Source organism: Alteromonas mediterranea DE, assembly GCF_000020585.3.
In the GTDB taxonomy this organism is placed as follows: Bacteria; Pseudomonadota; Gammaproteobacteria; order Enterobacterales; family Alteromonadaceae; genus Alteromonas; species Alteromonas mediterranea.
Genome location: NC_011138.3, coordinates 1,872,047 through 1,890,078, shown reverse-complemented (window position 1 = coordinate 1,890,078; position 18,032 = coordinate 1,872,047). Strand labels below are relative to the sequence as shown.

The following is an 18,032-nucleotide window of genomic DNA, read 5'->3' as shown; positions in this document are numbered from 1 at the left end:
TAGCCTCGCAATATATCCGTATAGATCCTCGTTTAATCGAATTCAGAGTTTTAGGCTATAGCTTTCATCCGTTTGAATCATTAATGTGTATCTACACTATGTATTGACTAAACGACAGGTCCACCGAAGAGTATGAGCGATAAACGGAATATTAAGCAATACGGCAACCCTGCTGGCGGATGGGGTGCATTAAAAAGCGTAACCCAAAGTTGGCTCCAGAGTGAAAAGCCGCTCAAAAACCTTCGGGCCATGCTAAAAACCAATCAAGATAAAGGCTTCGACTGTCCGGGTTGTGCATGGGGTGAGTCGCCAGAAAGCGGTTTAGTCAAGTTTTGTGAAAACGGGGCGAAAGCCGTAAATTGGGAGTCAACCGGTCGCTACGTAGGCCCGGAATTTTTCGCTGACTATACGGTGAGTGCGTTGAAAAAACACACTGACTACTGGCTCGAGTCTCAAGGCAGGCTAACCCACCCGGTCCGTTACAATAACCAAACCGACCGATATGAAGCCATCAACTGGGATGACGCGTTTGGCCTAATCGCTCAACACCTGAACGGGCTGAGCTCTCCGCATCAGGCAGAGTTCTATACGTCAGGGCGCGCTAGCAATGAAGCAGCTTATCTTTATCAATTATTCGTTCGCGCATTTGGCACCAATAACTTCCCAGACTGCTCAAACATGTGCCACGAAGCATCGGGTCAAGGAATGAAGCCCACCATAGGCGTAGGCAAAGGTACAGTCACGTTCGATGATTTCGAAAAGGCAGATACCATCTTTGTTATTGGACAAAACCCGGGCACTAACCACCCGCGCATGTTAGAGCCACTGCGCGATGCGGTGCGAAGAGGCGCCCAAGTCGTTTGCTTAAACCCGCTAAAAGAGCGGGGGCTAGAAAAGTTCCAACACCCTCAGCACCCTATTGAAATGCTCACCAATGGTTCAACGCCAACCAATACCGCTTACTTCAGGCCTGCCCTTGGTGGCGACATGGCAGTCATGCGCGGCATAGCTAAATGGCTGTTAGCCTGGGAGCAGGAAGCAAAAGCGAACAATGCCCCTCCCGTATTCGACCACGACTTTATCAATGCACATACGAATGGCATGGATGACTATTTAACTGCTGTTGAAGCGACCAGCTGGGAGCATATTGAAGCGCAGAGTGGTTTATCGAAAGAAGACATCCGCCACGCGGCAACTATGTACAAGCGCGGAGAACGGGTAATCATGTGCTGGGCTATGGGAATTACCCAGCACAAACACTCTGTTGCTACGGTTCAAGAAATCGTGAATGTGCAGCTATTGCGAGGCAATGTTGGCAAGCCTGGCGCCGGTCTGTCGCCTGTTCGAGGCCATAGTAACGTTCAGGGTGACAGAACCGTGGGTATTAACGAAGTGCCGCCTAAAGCGTTACTCGACGCGCTGGAAAACAAGTTTAACTTTGTGGTACCACGAGAGAGAGGTCACAACACTATTCAAGCCATTCAGGCCATGGAACGTGGCGATGCCAAAGTCTTCATTGGCTTAGGTGGTAATTTCGCACAAGCCACACCGGATACGCCGCGCACCCACGCCGCATTATCAAAATGCGATTTAACTGTGCATATCGCCACTAAATTAAACCGTTCTCACTTAACGACGGGCAAAGATGCGCTTATTCTACCCTGTTTGGGTAGAACTGAAGTCGACATGCAGGCTAGCGGACAGCAAGGTGTTACCGTTGAAGATACCTTTTCAATGGTCCACCTATCCTATGGACAACTACCGCCGAGCTCACCTGAACTTCGCTCGGAACCGGCTATCATTGCGGGTATCGCAAAAGCCACGTTAGGCAATACGCCTGTAGACTGGGATCATGTAGTCAGTAATTACGACAATATACGCGACCTAATTGCCGATACCATTGAGGGCTTTAAAAACTTTAATAGCAAAGTGGCGAACCCCGGGGGCTTTCATCTAGGCAATGCGGCGAGCGAAAGACGGTGGCTAACACCATCGGGTAAAGCGGAATTTGCAGCCAATACACTGCCAAACTCGCTATTAAACGATGATGTAGTCGCTCGTGGCGAAAAACCAGACTTAATCTTACAGACATTGCGCTCGCACGATCAGTACAACACTACCATCTATGGCATGGATGACCGTTACAGAAATGTGTTTGGCGCTAGAGATGTCTTGTTCGTCAATGAGAGCGATATTCGAAAACTGGGCTTCAATGACGGGGATAAAGTAGACATTACGTCTTTATGGAATGACGGAAGAACCCGTCAGATAAAGCAATTTATGTTGGTGGCTTATGATATACCCCAAGGACAAGCCGCGGCCTATTACCCGGAAACCAACCCGCTGGTACCATTAGAAAGTTATGGTGACGGAACCTTCACACCAACGTCAAAATTTATTGCGATCAAACTTTCAAAGTCCGAGTCGGATGGAGGAATTGTGGTGAATACGCTCTCGGTGAGTCATATTTAGGCACGTGGATAAGGGATACGCCATAGCGGTTGGCCCACTTAACTGATAATGCCGTAGGTGCTGAAAGGGTTACAAGCAAAGGTAATTTTGCTCTTATCGCTTTTTGCACGAGTTCTAAGCTACAGCGACTGGTTAGCACTACAAGGCAATCCTTCTGATAAAGTTTATTAGCCGCAATTGCCCCAATTAACTTATCAAAAGCGTTATGCCTTCCTATATCTTCACGACACGCAAGTACATTGCGCTCGGCATCAATATAGAGCGCGCCGTGCACTGCCCCACTTTGCTGCGCTAATGCTTGCGCTTGCGAAATTAGGTCTCGCAACCCTTCAAACCAGCTTGCTTCTGGTAGAGGCAATGGATCTACGGGTTGGAGTTGAGGCAAAGCGTTATCCAGCGCTTCGACACCACAAAGCCCACAGCCCGATGCACCTGCCAATTGCCGTTTATTTTCTTTTAACTTCCAAAAAGCCTGGTTAGCAATATCCACTTCAGCATTAATGTGCTCTTTGTGGTATGTCAACTCAATACCATAAAGCTGGCGGGGGTGCTCAATAATGTCGTTACTTAAACTGAAGCCAATAATAAAGTCTTCAATGTCTTTGGGCGTAACAAGCATTACTGCATAGTTGATACCGTTGTAACTAATGCTTAATGCGACCTCTTCAGCAAGAGTAAAACGTTGAGTTTCAGGTGTTCCATCTAAAACTAATGCGTGGTGTTCGGCGTTATATGTCATCAGGCCAATCACCTGGCGTATTAACATTAAGCCATTGTGCCTCATCCATACGGGTTATTTTTTCGTTCTGTTTTTCTTGCACGCCATTTACCCTTTTTGGGCGTGCAAGATTAGCTTCTTCAAGAGCAATGGCTTCTAGGCTTTCTAAGAATCCCACTACACGTCGCTCGTTTTGTTCGACCAAGTAGTGCGTTAGCATGGCGTTAGTATTGTGCATAACAGACAAGTAAAAAGGCAAAAAGCGGTTTTTCACATAAACCGACCGCTGGGCTTCCCGCCCTGCTGATACTAGCGTTTTCAAAAGCTGAGGCGTCATCTGGGGCATATCCACGGGAAGGACAAGCAATTCAATAGCGCTACCTTTGCCCGCATTTGAATTACATAAAACATCCAGTGCTGCATGCACACCACCCAGTGGACCTGCATCATCAATTTTATCATTTAAAAAATTTGGCGCATTACGGCTGATTAATACCTCATCACACCCTGCAGCCTTTAATAGCGATGACGCTCTCTCAATAAGCGTGCTTCCCTGATAACGCATAAGGGCTTTATCTTGTCCCATTCTGCGCGATTGGCCACCCGCTAACACGAGTCCGATAAGAGTTTTATTCACTTTATCCACTTTATGTTTCTCTCTTATCAAGCTTACCCTCATTATTTATTCTAAAAATTCAAAACACTGCTTAGCAATAGAAAGCTAGGCCTTGATTAGGTTACACAGATTGCAGAAGGCGCGCACTAGTTCGTAGAGGCTTTTTTCTTAGTACTAACCCGAATGAAAGTAGAAACAGCCATACCGTAGCAGCCCCATCAACCGCATGAGTAACAGTAGTCAAATAACCAATATCAGCAAACGACGCAACAGTGGTGTCGCTTAGTGTAATCGGGTAAGGCCCTAAATACCCTGTCATTAAGTCCGACGAACCACCAGGCCAAGGCTCATCCCAATGACTGTTAGCAGTACCTGCGCCTCCGCCCAGCTCTACAGGAATAAAGGTGGCGTCTTCGACAAACTCACGGCGGTAGATTTCCAAAGCGTATTCTCCAGTGTAGCGCCCTGTGCCATTGACGTAATTAGACTGGCTCCCTGCGATAAAAAAATCAGTCGTCCACAGAATGCCAAACCCGATAACATGAGCCATTTCGTGCACAATAACATCGAAAAGTGTGCCGTTATTTTCCATGTTATTAAGGTCTGCCGTATCAAAGCGCATGCGACCTTTATTCGCATAAACATAAGTACTGTCGGAAAGCTGAGTAATACTAGAAGGTCCAGCATTACCTAACACCCCGCCTGTACCATCAATCGGCGCTCCACTTGCCTCTATAATAATACTATGGTCAAAAGAGCTTTGAACGCCTATTAAATATGATTCCCAATACGCGATTGCATCATCAAAGATGCTGGATTGTGAAGGTGTTAAGCCCCCAAGATCATTAATAGAAATTTTAAAAAGCCCTGCTTGTGTAGGAAGTGACAGACACAGTGAAACAACTACTAAAACCAACTTAGGTAAACCCATGATGGTTTCCCTCCAAATTTTAACAACCACGTGCAATACCGCTTATAACGGTGAGCAATACGAATACGCCCTACCAAATATAGTCTAGAAATCAAAAGAACGACGTTATCTTTAGTAATTTATGTAGCGGCAAAAATGAGGATTCTAAAAGTATTCTCGCAAGAAAGATTAATAAGTATAAAGCGTTACCATCAAGATATCGTTATTAACACAATGGTTTCAAACTTGATGGTATTAAGCACGCTCAATCAAAAACGCCGTGCGAGTAGCAATACATTAAAATTTAATTTGGTTAGATAAATACTAGGTAAGATTACCCACCACCTGACTGCCTAACAACCATAAGGTGGTGAGTTTAGAAGGGCTACCAGGTCAAATCGTCTGGAATTTCGTAATCGGCATACCAATCGTCTTCAGCTTCGTCTTTGCCGTCGCTACCACTTTTATCTAAGTCGGCGCGATAAATAACAGACGCTTCATCGCGCTGAGCTATTTTGTCTGCAACCGGAGTGGGAACCAGTTCGTACGCATCGTCTAGCATAACCACGGTTAGGCGACCTTTCGTCACCTGCTTGTGTATTTCTTCACTCACGTACATGCGTTTTACTACGTTGTCGTGGGTAAAATTAAGCAAGGTTTCGCCCTTACGTGGCTGCTTGTTTACGGTAATAAGTTGTCTTACTTGTGCGGCTATCGAGCGTCTTTCCCTTTCCTGTTGTTGAAGCTGATTAAGCTCTCGAGAGCGCGCTTTTTTCTCTTCAGCCGCTTGCTGCGCCGCTAATGCTGCTTCATCTACCACAGGCTGCTTTTGCTTATTTTTCTGTTTTTGTTTTTTGCGTTTATCTGCGCGTGCTTGTTTAGCAGTCGCTTTGTCAGCCAATCCGGCTTTTAAAAGTTGATCTTGTAAAGAGGCCATAACTCACTCTCTATTTATGTAGTAATTAGCCTTGCATAAAGTATGTTGCAAGACCTAACAAATATTCAAGAAGTAATAAGCCCGAATAAATTCGGGCTTATTTTTTTACGCTTCACAGTATTGTATTAGCTTTGAATTATTTTTTCTTAGCTTTCGACTTGGCAGCCGGCTTTTTAGCCGCTTGCTCTTGCCACTTGCCATCGTCGTACCATGCAGACCAGCCCGTCGCTTTGCCGTTTTCATTTTCCGACATCACATACTGCTGCTTTGTCTTTCTACTGTAGCGAACTATTGCAGGATTTCCGTCAGGATCGGTTTTCGGCGCATCTGCAAGATAATAGAATTTCGGCGAAATTCTATCTCTAAAGCGTGCCAGTTCTTCCACTTTCGGTGCACGAGTTTCACGCGATTTAGGGAAGTTGTGGGCCGCTAAGAAGATGCCCGACGCACCGTCACGTAGCATAAAGTGAGCATCAGATTTTTCACACGGTAGCTCAGGTAAATCTACTGGGTCTTCTTTAGGTGGTGCAGCTTCGCCGTTTCGTAAAAGCTTACGGGTATTCTTACACTCTTCGTTGGTACAGCCAAAGTATTTACCGAATCGACCGTTTTTAAGCTCCATATCGCTGCCGCACTTATCGCATTCGATAATCGGGCCGTCGTAGCCTTTAATCTTAAAGGTACCCGCTTCAACCAAGGTACCATCACAGGTAGGTGTATTTCCACAAACGTGTAGCTTACGGGTTTCATCTACCAAGTAACTGTCCATGGCGGTACCACATTTAGGGCAACGCTTTTTAGAACGGAGGGCTTCGGTTTCAAGCTCTTCTTCGTCATCTACCTTAACGACTTCATCGCCAGGCGTTAAGTTCATAGTATTCGTGCAGCGCTCTTTAGGCGGCAAGTTATACCCAGAACAACCTAAGAATACACCCGTTGACGCGGTTCTTACGTTCATTTCACGGCCGCATTTGTCGCACTCAATACCCGCTGGTATCGCCTGATTTAGGCGCATACCGCCTTCTTCAGGGTCTTTCTCTGCGTTTAGAAGCTTACCGTAAAACCCACTGTAGAATTCATTGAGTACGTCTTTCCAGTCTTTGTTGCCTTCAGCAATATCATCGAGATGTTGCTCCATGTTGGCCGTAAAGTCGTAGCTCATTAAGTCGTCGAAGTTTTCCATTAGACGATCGTTAACGATCTCACCCATTTTCTCGGCATAAAAACGCTTGTTCTCTAAACGTACATAGCCGCGGTCTTGAATGGTTGAGATAATACTCGCGTAGGTAGACGGGCGGCCAATACCGCGTTTTTCCAGCTCTTTTACCAAAGACGCTTCGTTAAATCGTGCCACTGGTTTTGTGAAATGCTGCTTAGGATCAAGTGCTTTCAAGTCAAGCACATCGCCTTTCTGCACATCTGGCAACATTAATTCTTCATCGCCTTTTTTGCGAAGCTGTGGCTGCACGCGCGTCCAACCGTCAAACTTAAGTACACGGCCTTTGGCGGTTAGCTCGTAATCACCCGCCGCCACTTTGATGGTGGTTGCGTCGTACTTCGCTGGCGTCATTTGACAGGCCAAAAATTGTCGCCAAATCAACTCGTAAAGACGCTGAGCGTCACGTTCCATATCACCTAAACTAGCAGCGCCGATATTGACATTAGACGGGCGAATCGCCTCGTGCGCTTCTTGCGCGCCTTCTTTGCTGCCGTAGCGAATTGGAGAATCGGGTAAATACTTGTTTCCGAAATTATCGGAAATATACGCTCGAGCACTGTCTAGCGCTTCTTGACTCAAATTTGTCGAGTCGGTACGCATATAAGTGATGTAACCCGCTTCATAAAGACGCTGCGCCATCATCATGGTTTTCTTAACACCAAAGCCTAGTCGCGTACTTGCCGCTTGCTGAAGTGTAGACGTGATAAACGGCGCTGATGGGCGGCTTTGCGTTGGCTTCGATTCGCGACTTTCTACCGTGTATTTCGCACTTTCTAAATCAGCCAGCGCTTTGTCGGCTTCTGCCTTATTTTTTGGCTTAAACCCATTGCCTTGATACTTAGCCACCAGCATCCGTAGTGCCGCTTTTTCTTGGCTGGTCAGGTCGGCGTGCACATCCCAAAACTCTTCAGGCACAAACGCTTTAATTTCTCGCTCGCGCTCCACCACTAAGCGTACTGCTACCGATTGAACACGGCCTGCAGATAGGCCTCGGGCAATCTTTTTCCAAAGCAGGGGCGACACCATAAAGCCCACAACACGGTCTAAGAATCGGCGTGCTTGCTGCGCATTGACACGAGATATATTTAGCTCACCTGGGTCTGAAAACGCATCTTGAATCGCGTTTTTGGTAATTTCATTAAACACCACACGCTGATACGTTTTATCTTTTTTACCCAGCAACTCCTGCAGATGCCAAGCGATGGCCTCTCCCTCGCGATCCAAATCGGTTGCGAGATAAATGGTGTCAGCGTCTTTCGCTAATTTTTTAAGCTCGTTAACGACTTTTTCTTTACCTTGTAATACTTGGTAGTGCGCTTTCCAGTCTTTCTCTGGATCCACACCCATTCTGTCTACAAGTTTCAAATATTCATGACGTCGAAGGTATTCTTGACGCGCTTCTTCGCTTAAAGTTTTGAGTTCTTTAGCCGGTTTTTTAGGCTCTACTTTGCCTAACGCCTTCGTTGGAAGATCTCGCACATGGCCAACCGAACTTTTTACGATAAAATCTTTACCAAGATATTTATTTATCGTTTTTGCTTTGGCTGGTGACTCGACTATGACCAGTGATTTTGCCATATAATTGAACTAAACCTATTGATTTTAAATGACTATTTACGTCAATTTCTGAAATTTGGAGTAACCTTGCACTATATATAGGGTACTCGCTCTTTTTTAACATATATCTACAAAGTGAATGGAAAACAAGATCTTCTTCATACTTATTCTTCACTTCGCTCTAATCGCACCCAAATTCTGTACAATAAACAACCAGCGCGATTGGCATTGCCCTTAAAAGCCGTATAATGCCAGCCATTCCAACCTAACCTAACAATGGTTACAGGTTCAAAAAGTGCATCGTTTAACTTAGCGCTACCGATTGTAAATATGGCTGTCGATGACAAACACTTCCGTCATATGAAGTATAAAAGTAGCACATAGGTCAAGCGTGGAAACACCAATAATGAGGGAAAGTATGAAGCAGTTTGAAGTTAACTTTGACGGTCTAGTAGGCCCAACCCACAATTATGCCGGTTTGTCTTTCGGTAATGTGGCTTCCCTGAACAACGCCAATGCAGTAAGTAGCCCTAAACAGGCAGCTAAACAAGGCTTGGCTAAAGCGAAGGCCCTAGCTGATATGGGTATGATGCAGGGTGTGTTAGCACCGCAAGAGCGCCCAGATATTGCAGCATTGCGTCGCCTTGGCTTCACCGGTAATGATGCACGTGTGCTAGAAAGCGCTGCAAAGCAGTCTCGCGAGATTTTTCTTGCTTGTTGCTCTGCCAGTAGCATGTGGACCGCAAATGCTGCCACTGTGTCTCCTAGCGCCGATACTGCCGATGGACGTGTTCACTTTACCCCTGCAAACTTGACGAATAAGTTTCACCGTTCGCTCGAACCACAAGTGACCGGTAATATCCTGCGTGGCACCTTTGCCAATGAAAAACACTTCGCTCACCATCAACACCTGCCAGATAACGAACATTTTGGCGATGAAGGTGCAGCCAATCATACGCGACTTTGCAGTAACTATGGACAAGCTGGCGTAGAATTGTTTGTTTATGGCCGTCATGCTTTTGATACCAGTAAGCCTGCGCCAACAAAGTACCCTGCCCGTCAAACCCTTGAAGCATGCCAAGCCGTTGCGCGTTTGCATGGTCTGGATGACGATGGCGTAGTTTACATGCAGCAGAATCCAAACGTTATAGACCAAGGCGTATTCCATAACGACGTCATCGCTGTAGGTAATCAAAACGTGTTGTTCTTCCACGAACAGGCGTTTTATCAAAAAGACGCGGGCTTAAAAGAACTTCAAGCAAAATTTGGCAGTGAGCCGCTTCATTTCATTGAAGTTCCAACGTCAGAAGTGTCGGTATTAGACGCGGTTAAAACATACTTGTTCAACACCCAAATCATTACCCTTCCAAATGGCGACATGACCATTATAGCGCCAACTGAATGTCAGGAAAATGAAGCGGTTAAACGCTACTTAGACAAAGTGGTAACGCTAGGCACGCCCATTAAGTCGGTCAACTATTTTGACGTAAAACAAAGCATGCGCAACGGTGGCGGCCCGGCTTGCTTACGCCTGCGCGTAGCAATGAACGACCAAGAACTTGAGGCCGTTAATCAGAACACATTAATTAACGACACTCAGTTTGCTCGCTTAAACACATGGGTAGATAAGCACTATCGCGATGAATTACGCGAGGATGACTTGCGCGACCCGCAGTTGCTAATTGAATCTCGCACCGCCCTAGATGAGCTTACGCAAATTCTTAAGATTGGCTCGGTTTACCCGTTCCAGCAGGGGTAAATGATATTAGTAAGCCCGTTACTCGAGAGAATAACGGGCTTTTTTTATTTCCGACTTAAGGTACAGGATCTTTTACGGGACATTCACCTGCTCCAAACGGATTAGCGGGAGGGCTTCTTCCTTCATCGGTTATATCATCAGCAAGAATTTCTAATTGATACTTCATAGAAGCTTGGGCTTCACTTCCAGTTGATTGCCCAAACACAGTAATTTCAGCAAAATACCATACCGCGTAGCTTTCAGGGTAACGGTATTCAAGCTCAGCAAAACCATTTTCGTCCGTTACTCCATTATTTGAAAGAGTTACAGTACCAACGATACCAGGAGTTAATTGCTGGTCTTCATTTGTGTCTTCCCCCTCATCGAGTATCCCATTGTCATTTTCATCCTCGTTGTCACACTGGAAAACATCTACAACGTTCCAGATCGAGTCTACATCGTTGTAAACCCAGCGACCTTTCAAATAAACTCCGTCTTCATTGTATTTAACAGGATTTATTGAAGCTGTAAGGTTAACGTTACTAACAGGACGACCTGACGAATCTGATACAAATACAGCAAACTTTTTGAGATATGACGTTGTGGAAGGCGTTTCTATTTCATTACCAGTCCCAATAACAATATCAAAAGCTCGCGCCCCAACGGTAAGTGCGACTTCATCAGAAATTGATTCGTCATCTGCTATCGAAGCAGTAATAATAACAGCCTCATTAGATGACACAGAACCTGAAGTAAACACCGTAGTTGCAATACCTTTGCTATCCGTAGTTGCTTGAGAAGGAGAAACAAAGCCTGTTGACACATCGGATACTGTAAAGTTGACCACGCTGTTTTTTACCAAGTTGTTATTGACATCCCTAACAACGGCGCTAATTGTACTCGTTTGCCCATCGGGGCCAAGGTTGTCTAATGTTGCATCAGCAATAATGGTAGCTGGCGTGGTTGCTATAAACTCAATTTGAGTAAGTGCTGAAACCAACACATTGCCGCTTCCGTCGCTTGCTGTCGCTGTAATTGAAGAGATGCCAGCATTGTTGGCGCTAATATCAATACTTGCTTGTCCTTCTGCATCGGTTTGTACTGTTGCGTTGCCGTCAATTACGCCACGAGATGCGCTAAACGTTACGTCTTGCCCAACTACCGGCGTATTGTTTTGACGCCACTGTACCGTAATGGTTTGAGACTGACTGAGGGGAACTTCTTCTGTTGGTAGGTTTACAAAATTAAATTCATCTTGCTGTACCTTCACCGTAAACGTTGTTTCTGCATTAAGTGCAGAGGCCGTAATAGTGTCTTCACCTGAGGTTGAAGCTGTGTACGTTACTGTTGCTTGACCGTTTGACCCCGTGTTAACAGAGGTGCTGCTTAACGCGCCGTTCGCAGCAGTCAGTACCACGTCTTGATTCGGAATAGACGTGCCATCAGAATCTTGTACGCGAATGGTATAATCCACGCTATCGTTCAAGATTACCGAAGATGCACCGTTTATAGTCACTTGCGTACCGGAAATCGTGATTTCAACCGTTTGAGAAAGGCTGCCAGCACCAGCAGTAATGGTAATAGTGCGGTTTGACTTGTCGTTTTGGGACGTCAGTATCGCTCGGGCAGTGCCGTCAGCCGTAGTTTCAGGCTGGGTTAATTGAAGCTCAACGCCATCGCCTGTTTGGGCTGAAAAGCTCACTTCAACCCCTTCCATCAATACGCTTTGTTCGTTTTTAACTAATGCAATCAACTCTACTTCATCGCTACCGCTTGAAGCCAATTGAATATTGTTAGCATAAAGTTCAAGAGAAGCCGGTTCTTCACTTACTGTGGTGCTGCCTTCAGAACTGAAGGTCGTGGAATCTGTCTCGCCAGTAGCTAAGGTAGCGGTAACTTCGCCGTCGCCAGAAGCACTACCCACCGACATTCCTAACGTTGCTACACCGTCAGCATTAGTCAACGCCGTGCCAGTATCGTTAGAAAACGTAGCCAGTTCGTCGTTGCTGAGTGAAAAGGTAAGTAGAAGATCTGCCTGTGGCTCACCTAACGAGTTCGTTACTGTTGCCATCGCAACCAATGAATTACTCGAAGAAAGGCTATTGTCGGCCTCGCCACTCTCATTTTGTAGCGTTAATGCAACGCTAATGGACGTGGGGTCTGTGCCACTAACCGCCGTAGCAGAAAAGGTCGTTGTGCCTGTTTCGCCACTTCCAAGTGCAGCGGTAATTTCACCATCACCCGACGCAGTACTTGCGTTTAGGCGCAGCCTAGCCACCCCACTTGAATTAGTACGCGCAGTACCTGTGTCATTGCCAAACTCGGCTAACGCTTCGTTACTTAGCGTAAATGTTAATAACGCATCGCTGTACGGGTTACCGTCTTCATCTGTTACCGTCGCGACAGCGAACAAGCTGTTGTCTTCTGATAAATTGTTATCGCTTGCTCCACTTTCGTTTTCCAGTGATAAGGAAATTGAATAAGAGGGTGTGGTTCCGCCGTCTCCGCTTCCGTTATCCGTGTCATCCCGAGAGACTGACGAGCCGCCTCCACCACATGCTGTTAGCATAAATAATGCGCTAATTAGGCTTAGCGTTTTCGCTAATGTCGACATAATTCGTTCCTGAACCTCTTTTATTGACAATTGCGTCGTTTTTTATGTTTAAAAATCAACTGAATCTGGCACACTACGAAAGATTAAAAATATAAAAATGCACAGGGAACATTAATGTCTTCATCTGCACATAAATATAGTTTAACCGCTCGAATATTTATCGGCATGGCTGCCGGTATCTTGACTGGTGTCTTTCTCCAATTATTGTTTGATGATAGCGGAGATTTTACTTTTTCGATATTCGGTTTCGAATTCTCAACGTATAACATTCTTGTAGAAGGTATATTTTCTACTCTCGGCCAAATATTTATCGCTAGCTTAAAAATGCTAGTGGTACCGCTGGTGTTTGTTTCCCTTATTTGTGGAACCAGTACGTTATCTGACCCAAGCAAGCTAGGCAGACTTGGAGCGAAATCTGTTGGACTCTATGTTGTCACAACCGCGATAGCAATAACACTAGCCATGAGTATAGCTTTAGTGGTTTCTCCCGGTGAAGGCCTAAATTTAACCACGGAAACATCGTTCCAGGCCAAAGAAGCTCCAAGCCTTTCTGATGTTATTGTAAATATGTTCCCTAGCAACCCCATTAACTCTATGGCGCAAGGTAACATGCTTCAAATCATCGTGTTCGCTGTGCTGTTTGGTATAGCTATGGCCATGACGGGCGATGCAGGCAAACGCCTTACTGCTGTTTTCGAAGACATTAATACCGTTATCATGCGCTTGGTTACTATCATTATGAACCTTGCACCCTATGGCGTTTACGTGCTGATGGCTAAGCTTTTCTCTACCATTGGTGGCGAAACTATTTTAAGCCTAGCCAAGTATTTCTTCTTAGTCTTCGGCGTGTTGATTCTGCACGGCCTGGTAACCTATTCGGTACTGCTTAAAGCGCTGGCAGGTTTGAACCCACTTATTTTAATGAAGAAGATGCGCGATGCAGCGCTATTTGCTTTTAGTACATCAAGCAGTAGCGCCACGTTGCCAGTTACCATGGAAACGGCAAAAAATAAATTAGGGGTAGGCAACTCAGTCTCTTCGTTTACCCTGCCGTTAGGTGCAACCATTAACATGGATGGCACCGCCATTATGCAAGGCGTGGCAACGGTATTTATTGCCCAGGTTTACGCGGTAGATTTAAGCTTAAGTGACTACATGATGGTAGTACTTACCGCTACACTCGCGTCTATCGGAACCGCTGGGGTACCCGGCGTAGGCCTTATCATGCTTGCCATGGTATTACAGCAGGTGAACTTACCTGTTGAAGGCATAGCCCTTATTATCGGCGTAGATAGACTACTTGATATGACACGAACTGCGGTTAATATCACGGGCGACTGTATGGTGTCGTGTGTGGTTGCGAAGAGCGAGGGGGCCTTAGATGAAAATGTCTATAACGACCCTAAAGCGGGGTTAAAACAAGAAGATGTTGATTTTGAACACGTCGAGAAGAATACGTAACACGTGTTTAAACAGTATCAATAAACGTAAGGCCAGCATACTGCTGGCCTTTTTGTTGATGGCTTATTGTAAAGGGAATAGAAGGTATTTAGACCCACACTGCCCTTAATGGAACTACGCGAATTTAAACGTTATAGAAGAGGTATACCGCCTTGCCCCTTTTCCATGTTGAAGCTTAATGCAGCGCTGATGACGGCGAAATATTCGCTGCTTTTTGCGCGGGATAAAGGGTTGCACCAACACTTAGGATCATCGCAACGATCATTGTTACAACTACATCTAGCCAATGCATGCTAGACGGTAAAAAGTCGATAAAATAAATATCGCCAGACAGAATTTCTACCCCAAGGCCTGACTCGATAAAGCGTACAATCTCTGACAAATTAGGAGCAACGATTACAGCCAGCGCTACACCAACCGTAACACCGACCACACCGTTTATTACACCTTGGAGCACGAAGGTATTGCGAATTAACGTATCTGTGGCTCCCATTGTTTTAAGTATGGCGATGGACGCCTGTTTGTCTCTCACTGCCATTACCAATGACGACACAATATTAAAACAAGCAACGGCGATAACCAGCGTAAGGGCAATATAAACCACTGCACGCACTAGCTGAATATCGCTATACAAGTGTCCTTGGGTACGTGTCCAATCAGACATATAAACCGCTTGCGGATAGCTATATCCGATATCGCGCATAGTATCGTAAGCCGAGAATGGGTCTTTCAATGTAAACTGTATGCCCTGAGCTTTAGAGGTTATGCCTATGGCCTGTGATACAGTTTTAAGGTGCATTAGGCCGAGCTGATTATCAAGCTCCCCTCCGACAGACAACACACCTGCTATTTTAAGGGTAATGGAACGCGGCGCTTTAAAGGTTAAGTCCTGCGTGGTTTGAGGGATCAAAATTTGAACCGTATCGCCAATAGCAAGGTCCATCGAGTCCAAAATCCCCTTTCCAACAATTAACCCATTTTCTTGGGTACTAAACCTTGCCCAGTCATTTTTCGTTACACGTTCGGCATACTTTTCTTTCACGCTATTAACGGGTATACCCGTTACGCTAATGGCTTTAAGCTCACCTTTCGACTGCAGCATGCCCGTTAAGCCAGTATAGGGTGTTACCCTGTCTAAACGGCTATCTTGAGAAAAGCGATATAGCTGAGCCTCTAGATTTTCGATACCGCTTTCACTTTTACTGTAAATCTCACCGTGGGGGACCACACTTAAAATTCGGCTAGTTAGCTCTTTTTCAAAGCCGTTCATCACACTTAGAAGCACAATAAGTACAAAACAGCCCAAGCCTATACCAATGGTAGAAGACATTGAAATAAAGGAAATAAAGCGCTGCTGTGAACGCGTTTTTCTAAACTTTTGGGCAAGCTCAAAAGCGAGCATCTTGGCGCTCCTTACTCTCAGCGTCACTGGCTAAGCGGCCATCTTTTATCTTAAGTACTCTGTCCATCTTTGCAGCCAGCGTTATATCGTGCGTTACCACAACAAATGATGTCCCTTTCTTCTCGCTCAAACTCGTGAGCAGCTTGTAAATTTGCTCACCCGTAGAATCGTCAAGGTTGCCTGTAGGTTCATCTGCCAGCACCACAGAAGGCTCGGTGACCAGCGCTCGGGCGATAGCCACTCGCTGGCGTTCTCCGCCAGACATGGCAGAAGGCAAGTGTTCAATACGGTGAGACAACCCCACTTCTTCAAGCATGTCTCGCGCCTTAGCTTGGGCTGCTTTTGGTGAAAGCCCCCTAATACGAAGTGGCATGGCTACATTTTCTAACGCTGTGAATTCACCTAAAAGATGGTGAAACTGGTAAATAAAGCCCATTTCGTCGTTGCGTAGCTTTGCTAACGCGTTACTCGACAACTGGCTAAGGGATTTTCCATTGAATTGTACGTCGCCACTTGTTGGTTTATCTAACCCTCCAAGTATATGCAAAAGCGTACTTTTACCTGAGCCAGAGCTTCCCAAAATCGCGACGTGTTCGCCGGCTTTTATTGAAAGTGATACATCGTGTAATACGGGGGTGGCGTTGCTGCCATCTTGATAGGTCTTATTTATATTACGGCAAATAGCACGTCTTGCATGCGCGTTTTCTTCTACATTTTTCGGTCGGTGAATGGTAGCGTTAAACACTACCAACACCAACCGAAAAATAACAGAGATAAAACCCGTTATTAGGTATCTTGAACGCTTTTAGCAAGTGCGCTTGCAGATTGTGGCTTACCAAACAACCAACCTTGCCCAAACCCAATTGTTAAGCCCTTGAGTTCCTTCGACTGTTCGGCATTCTCAACCCCTTCTGCAATGAGTTCTACATTCAGACCTTCAGCAATACTCACAATGTGAGGAATAAGTGAAGAACGAATACTGTTATCTTCCATATCCATAACAAAGCTGCGATCAATTTTGAGGAAGTCACAGTTAAGGGTTTTTAACTGACTTAAATTCGAATAGCCTACACCAAAGTCATCAATAGCAAACAAGAAGCCTTTACTCTTAAGCGACTTAATATGTTTAACCGCGCTGTGCGTAGCAATCTGCTCGTCTTCGGTGATCTCTAAAACTAATTTGAAGTTTTTGTCGTTCATTCCTAGAGCAAAATCTAAATCCAGGCATCCTTCACGGGTAAAATCGAAGGGAAATAGGTTGAAAGACACCTTAAACCCTTCCGGTATATCGGGGTTTTCGTTAAGCTCTTTCATTGCTGTAGTGATCATGTCAACGGTGAATTCCCAGGTCATATCCTGCTCTTTTACCTGTGGGATAAATTCATCTGGGTAGATTGGACCAAACTCATCCTCAAACCGGCTTAGCACCTCACAACCAATAACCTTGCCCGTTTGTAGATCTACAAATGGCTGGTACAGGCAGTAAAACTTGTGTTCCTTTAACCCTTTGCTCACTCGTGACTCAAGAGAACGTCTGCGCCTTAAATAGTTAAACGTGAGCATATGAGTTAATGCTGCGGTCATCAACATAGCAAAAACGAATAACACAATTTTGCCCATATGCAGGTCTAGCACCCTGCCATGATCAGAGCGTACTTTAAGGCACGTATTTGTGTAACGTTCATCGCACAGAATAAACCTTAAAGAAAAATACCCCGTGCGCGCGTCCATATCTTCCTGGCTAAGCGTTGAGTCGACAAGGCCGGGATTGCCAGCCATGTGATAAAATTTATCGCCATTGTAAAAAAGCTGCCAGTCTTGGGTATAGCTGTAGCCGATCACACTATCCATGTCGAGTACGGCGTTATATCGGCCTCGCTTAACGATGGTACCCGTTGCTTGTTTGTCAAAAAGCTGTAGCGGTGTATTAATCCAAAAAGCATCATCGAGCTGTGTATAGAAATCCGGTTTATCTTCTTCAATAGGCTCGTCTAAAATACCTAAATAGGTACTACACAACAATTTGTCGTTTTGATAAAAGCCAATTTCCTTTACGAAGCGAGAGCGAAACAAAGTTTTTCGCATTTCGGAAAGGTTTGCTACATCACAAGATTCGTAGGGTAAGGCATTTAGATAGTCGAGGGTAATCTCTGCGTCTCTGAACACTACTCGTACGTTATCTAGGATCTCTTTAGCACGACTTTCTTCCTGTTCTCGTACAAATATGAACATGATGATGGCAAGAAGGACCGTCACACCTAATACACTGAGCAAAGAAACGCCGATAGCTTTCAGATTGTCTGCAAGAAAATATTGTTTTTGGTCGCTTTTATTCATAAGTCCTGTTGTTTTCAAAGCACTAACGGCGTAACTCTAGTACAAATATAA

Annotated in this window: 11 protein-coding genes and 1 pseudogene; 3 read left to right on the top strand and 9 right to left on the bottom strand. The window is 45.3% G+C overall.

The features are described 5' to 3' along the window. Positions 1-132: 132 nt before the first annotated feature. Positions 133-2,472 (top strand): FdhF/YdeP family oxidoreductase, encoded by a 2,340-nt coding sequence (locus tag MADE_RS08435; protein ID WP_023559643.1) that lies wholly within the window; start codon positions 133-135, stop codon positions 2,470-2,472. Here the strand turns inward: MADE_RS08435 and fdhD are convergent. The 5 genes from fdhD to topA form a co-directional block, all read right to left on the bottom strand. Next, complete coding sequence (fdhD, locus tag MADE_RS08430) at positions 2,405-3,211, bottom strand: formate dehydrogenase accessory sulfurtransferase FdhD (RefSeq protein ID WP_012518196.1); 807 nt, start codon at positions 3,209-3,211, stop codon at positions 2,405-2,407. The two genes, MADE_RS08435 and fdhD, sit on opposite strands and share 68 nt — an antisense overlap. After that, positions 3,201-3,827 carry a molybdenum cofactor guanylyltransferase gene (mobA, locus tag MADE_RS08425; protein WP_232363111.1) on the bottom strand — a complete coding sequence of 209 codons (627 nt, stop codon included), beginning with the start codon at positions 3,825-3,827 and terminating at the stop codon, positions 3,201-3,203. The genes fdhD and mobA overlap by 11 nt, the downstream gene beginning before the upstream one ends. A gap of 100 nt (positions 3,828-3,927) precedes the next feature. After that, the gene (locus tag MADE_RS08420) at positions 3,928-4,737 is read right to left on the bottom strand and encodes a leishmanolysin-related zinc metalloendopeptidase (RefSeq protein ID WP_023559641.1); all 810 of its coding nucleotides are present in this window, start codon (positions 4,735-4,737) and stop codon (positions 3,928-3,930) included. Between the two features lie 364 nt (positions 4,738-5,101). After that, positions 5,102-5,653 carry a DUF2058 domain-containing protein gene (locus tag MADE_RS08415; RefSeq protein WP_023559640.1) on the bottom strand — a complete coding sequence of 184 codons (552 nt, stop codon included), beginning with the start codon at positions 5,651-5,653 and terminating at the stop codon, positions 5,102-5,104. Between the two features lie 136 nt (positions 5,654-5,789). Next, complete coding sequence (topA, locus tag MADE_RS08410) at positions 5,790-8,450, bottom strand: type I DNA topoisomerase (RefSeq protein ID WP_020744912.1); 2,661 nt, start codon at positions 8,448-8,450, stop codon at positions 5,790-5,792. 397 nt (positions 8,451-8,847) lie between these two features. Between topA and astB the strand changes: the two genes are divergently transcribed. After that, positions 8,848-10,188: an N-succinylarginine dihydrolase gene (gene astB, locus MADE_RS08400; RefSeq protein WP_023559639.1), complete on the top strand. Its 1,341-nt coding sequence runs from the start codon at positions 8,848-8,850 to the stop codon at positions 10,186-10,188. 55 nt (positions 10,189-10,243) lie between these two features. Here the strand turns inward: astB and MADE_RS08395 are convergent, their stop codons facing one another. Then, positions 10,244-12,781: a beta strand repeat-containing protein gene (locus MADE_RS08395; protein ID WP_023559638.1), complete on the bottom strand. Its 2,538-nt coding sequence runs from the start codon at positions 12,779-12,781 to the stop codon at positions 10,244-10,246. 114 nt (positions 12,782-12,895) lie between these two features. Between MADE_RS08395 and MADE_RS08390 the strand changes: the two genes are divergently transcribed. Further along, positions 12,896-14,242: a dicarboxylate/amino acid:cation symporter gene (locus MADE_RS08390; RefSeq protein ID WP_023559637.1), complete on the top strand. Its 1,347-nt coding sequence runs from the start codon at positions 12,896-12,898 to the stop codon at positions 14,240-14,242. Positions 14,243-14,417: 175 nt separating this feature from the next. Here the strand turns inward: MADE_RS08390 and MADE_RS08385 are convergent, their stop codons facing one another. The 3 genes and pseudogenes from MADE_RS08385 to MADE_RS08375 all read right to left on the bottom strand — a co-directional run bounded on the left by MADE_RS08385 (position 14,418) and on the right by MADE_RS08375 (position 17,981). Continuing rightward, a complete protein-coding gene (locus MADE_RS08385; RefSeq protein ID WP_023559636.1) occupies positions 14,418-15,644 on the bottom strand; it encodes a lipoprotein-releasing ABC transporter permease subunit in 1,227 nt (408 codons plus the stop codon). Next, positions 15,631-16,340: pseudogene (lolD, locus tag MADE_RS08380) on the bottom strand (lipoprotein-releasing ABC transporter ATP-binding protein LolD). The gene MADE_RS08385 and the pseudogene lolD overlap by 14 nt, the downstream one beginning before the upstream one ends. A gap of 90 nt (positions 16,341-16,430) precedes the next feature. After that, the gene (locus tag MADE_RS08375; RefSeq protein ID WP_020743408.1) at positions 16,431-17,981 is read right to left on the bottom strand and encodes an EAL domain-containing protein; all 1,551 of its coding nucleotides are present in this window, start codon (positions 17,979-17,981) and stop codon (positions 16,431-16,433) included. Between the last annotated feature and the right edge of the window lie 51 nt (positions 17,982-18,032).